This is a genomic window from Rhodopseudomonas sp., from assembly GCF_048594845.1.
GTDB lineage: Bacteria > Pseudomonadota > Alphaproteobacteria > Rhizobiales > Xanthobacteraceae > Rhodopseudomonas.
Genome location: NZ_JBMDXE010000204.1, coordinates 1 through 3,578 on the forward strand (window position 1 = coordinate 1; position 3,578 = coordinate 3,578).

Genomic DNA, 3,578 nt, shown 5'->3' on the forward strand with positions numbered 1-3,578 from the left:
TTGTTCGACATCGGCCAAAGTGGCCTTGCCGTAAATTTCCGGCTCCCGCGTCCCGAGCAGATTGAGGTTCGGGCCATTGAGCACGTAAATCGGTTGAAGCATCCGAAGGTCCGGCAATGTCAGCGAAGGGTCCGCGGCGGAAGATGCCGTTCGGGCCAAAATCCGGTTCTGCAGGAGCCGGCTTCCTGGCGAAATTCACTTGATTGCGGGCGTTATAGGTAACCTCACGGCTGAGGGGAAGCCTCAACATGTTCCCATGCCACATGAATCGGCTGATGCTTTGGGAGAGCATGATCCCGCAAAGTACCGCCGTATCTTGCGAATCTCTCGCGTCGGGTTCCGGGGTGCCGCACCGTGCCCAGTGGCCGTGCACAAGAAAGGGCGACCCGAAGGCCGCCCTTGCTCATCTGTTGGATGTGCCGCGCCGTTAGGCGTCGATCACCGCGACGATCTCCAGCGTGCGCGGATTGACCACCACGATCTCGTCGCGAACCAGGAAGAACTCGTAACCGCGCCAGTCCGGGTAAATCGTCACGATCTCGGTCGGGAGCGGGTGGAAATGCACTTCGCGAGGCACGCGGGTGCCGACGGAGATCGAGAAATTGACGTTGGTCTGCGGCTCGATCCGCTGGTTCTTGATCACGGTGGTGATCTTGGTGCGCTGCTCGGACGAAAGCTTGGCACCTGCGCCGGCCTGACCCGTGGTGGTCCGGTCACGCTGGCTGTCGGCGTTCTTGTTCATCTGGCCGCCGCGCCCCTGATCCTTGTCGGCCGCGTTGCGGTTCATCTGCTCGCGCTCGTCGCCCGCCTTGCGATCCATGTCGCCGGCTTTGCGGTCTTCCGCCTTCATATCCTTGCCGGTGCGGCCACTGTCGGAACTCATCGAGCCCTTGGGCGCGGTGTCCTGCGCACGCTGGCCCATCGCCCCGCCCGGGGCGCGGTCCGACGGACCCGAGGTCATGCCCGACCCGGCGCCTTCGGACTTGTTCATCTGCGGCGCGGACGAGCCGCGCTCTGCCGGAGCGGACGAGCCGGCTGAGGGCGAGGCGCCCATCGAGCCACCTGCGGTCCCGGTTCCCTGCGCATGCGCTGCAACGCCGCTGGCGATCAGCGCAGCGGCGGCGACGGAGATCAGAAAGCGATTGGTCATGTCGTCTACCTCCCAAAAGAACCTGCCCGCGCGCGACAACCCGACGCGGGAAACTCCGTTCCGGTAAAGCCAGGTCTCGGACTTTTGTTTTGCTGCGCGGGGGAGGAAGACTTAGTCTGCAATCTGTAGGCGATCCAAAGGCGGCCGCCGAACGACCGCCGAGGCAAAGCCCGCGGTCTCCAAGCCGATAATCAGGCACGGCGATTGCAGCGCCGAGAGCCCGATGGGGAGGCATGATGGCTCATTACGTTGTACGTTTCATGAAGGACATTCTCGGCGAGAACGGCCGGCACGCCGAGGTCTGCCAGGGCTTGCTCGAAGTCGAGGCGGCCGATCAGCATCAGGCGACCGAAATCGCCAAGCAGAAGTTCTGCGAAATGGAACGGCTGCATGAATGGTCGCTGCATGCCGACCGCGTTCATGTCGCCGAGACCAAGCTGTCGTCCTAGCTCTCCCGGAATTCTCACATTCAGAGACGGCAAGCCGCCAGGCCGCCATTCGGGGCCGGGTGAGTTTGTCGGACGCGCGGTCCAGATGCCCGCCGACCCGGCGGCTTGACCCCGTGATTTCTACAGTGTAGAAATAGCGCGTCGTCAGGTGCCGTAAGCGTTGCGAGGGCGCCTCACGCTGGCATCGCAGACCTTCTGCGCGATTCCTCAATCATGCTCTTTTGCTGATGGCCGGTTCTGGCGCATCTGCGGAGCGCCGCGACATGCGTCGGGGCCACTCGCGACGCGCAGCTTGGACTGCGAGCGCATCATGAGCGGACAGCTCACATTTTTCGATCTTTCGGACGAACGCGGCGTGCTTCGAACCTCGATCGCCGTGACATTCGTCATCGCTTCTCTCGGCATCGGCTTCGGGCTGTATTCGGGCTCGTTCTCGATCGCATTCGACGGCGTCTATGCGCTGCTCGACGGCGGCATGAGCCTGCTGTCGCTGGTGGTGGTGAACCTCATCACCTCCTATGCGACGGCCGGTCATCTGTCGCGCAAGCTCAGGGAGCGGTTTTCCTTCGGCCTCTGGCATCTGGAGCCGATAGTGCTGGGGCTCAACGGCACCTTGCTGATCAGCGCGTCGCTTTATGCGCTGGTCACTGCCATCGGAAGCCTGCTGCGCGGCGGGCGTGATCTCGAGTTCGGTGCGGCGCTGATCTACGCGGTCGTGACCGTGATCGTCTGTTCGGCCATCGCGCTCGTCGAATGGCGCGCCAATCGGACCATCAAGTCCGAGTTTATCAGGCTGGATGTCCGCGGCTGGATCATGTCCACCGGCATTACCGCGGCGCTGCTGATCGCATTCCTGATCGGCTGGGCCGTGCAGGGAACGTCATGGCAGTGGATCTCGCCTTACATCGATCCCGCGGTTCTCGCGGTGGTGTGTGCGCTGATTATTCCGCTGCCGGTCGCAACGATCCGCCAGGCGCTGTCGGACATCTTCCTGATCACGCCGACCGATCTGAAGGCGCATCTCGACAAGGTCGCAGCGGACTTCGTCGACAAGCAGGGTTTCGTCTCGCATCGCGCCTACGCGGCGCGCGTCGGACGCTCGAAGGTGATCGAGTTGTACTTCATCGTTCCGGCCGATGCGCCGGCGCGGACCATCGGCGAATGGGACGCGCTGCGTGACGAGATCGGAGATCTGGTCGGCGACGAAGGACCGGATCGATGGCTGACCATCGTTTTCACGGGTGATCCTGAATGGGCAGAATGACGCCGACCAAAGAGGCCAAACCGACTACCAAAGCCCGCGCGGGTTCCGGCCCGCGCGGTCTTGCGAAAAACGAGATCCTGCACACCGCCGTGAGCTTGATGGAAGAGGTGGGCGAGGCAGCGTTCAGCCTGCGCAAGCTCGGCGAACGGGTCGGCTGCGATCCGATGGCGATCCTCTATCACTTCAAGAACAAGGACGGCATGTATCGCGCGATGGCAGACGCCTTGGTGGCGCAGCTGCCTCCGATCGACGGCGATCGATCCTGGCAGGATCGGCTGCGCGGCCATGCGCGCGATTATCGCGCGCTCGCGCTGCGCTATCCGCACACGTTTCCGCTGCTGCAGCGTTTCCTCAACACCGGCGTCTCGGATTTCGCCCATATCGAGATGGTCCACCGCGCGCTGGCCGATGCCGGCGTCAGCGAGGCTGAGGCTCCGGCGATCTGTCTCGCCTGGTATGCTGGGGTGTTCGGCATGTGTACTGCGGAGATCGGCGGACTGATCCGGCCGGCGCGCGAGAGCGAAGTCGCTGAGATGGAGGCGCTGCCGTCGGCCGAATTTCCGGCGCTGAAAAAACAGGCCCGCTCTTATCTGACGCTCAAGCCCGAAGCCGTCTTCGAAACGGCCAATGAACTCTTCATTGCGGGGCTGTGCAGTCGTCGGAGCTGATCGCGGGGCGCAAGATCAGTCGTTGCGGAAGTCACGAGCGTCGCCGG

Annotated in this window: 5 protein-coding genes; 3 read left to right on the plus strand and 2 right to left on the minus strand. The window is 63.3% G+C overall.

Translation table 11 applies throughout. The features are described from left to right. Together ACOJTD_RS13170 and ACOJTD_RS13175 are read right to left on the minus strand one after the other, a co-directional pair. Positions 1-102 (minus strand): type II 3-dehydroquinate dehydratase (locus tag ACOJTD_RS13170; RefSeq protein ID WP_420133359.1); only part of this gene is annotated, 102 nt, incomplete at its 3' end. A 325-nt stretch (positions 103-427) separates the two neighbouring features. Beyond that, positions 428-1,150 (minus strand): DUF1236 domain-containing protein, encoded by a 723-nt coding sequence (locus ACOJTD_RS13175; protein WP_420133355.1) that lies wholly within the window; start codon positions 1,148-1,150, stop codon positions 428-430. A gap of 236 nt (positions 1,151-1,386) precedes the next feature. Here ACOJTD_RS13175 and ACOJTD_RS13180 point away from each other — a divergent pair, with 236 nt between their 5' ends. From ACOJTD_RS13180 to ACOJTD_RS13190, 3 genes are all read left to right on the plus strand, one after another. Further along, positions 1,387-1,599 (plus strand): hypothetical protein, encoded by a 213-nt coding sequence (locus tag ACOJTD_RS13180; protein WP_420133356.1) that lies wholly within the window; start codon positions 1,387-1,389, stop codon positions 1,597-1,599. Between the two features lie 310 nt (positions 1,600-1,909). Continuing rightward, positions 1,910-2,863 carry a cation diffusion facilitator family transporter gene (locus tag ACOJTD_RS13185; RefSeq protein WP_420133357.1) on the plus strand — a complete coding sequence of 318 codons (954 nt, stop codon included), beginning with the start codon at positions 1,910-1,912 and terminating at the stop codon, positions 2,861-2,863. Further along, positions 2,860-3,531, plus strand: a complete 672-nt coding sequence (locus ACOJTD_RS13190; RefSeq protein ID WP_420133358.1) for a TetR/AcrR family transcriptional regulator — start codon at positions 2,860-2,862, stop codon at positions 3,529-3,531. The genes ACOJTD_RS13185 and ACOJTD_RS13190 overlap by 4 nt, the downstream gene beginning before the upstream one ends. Positions 3,532-3,578: the final 47 nt, after the last annotated feature.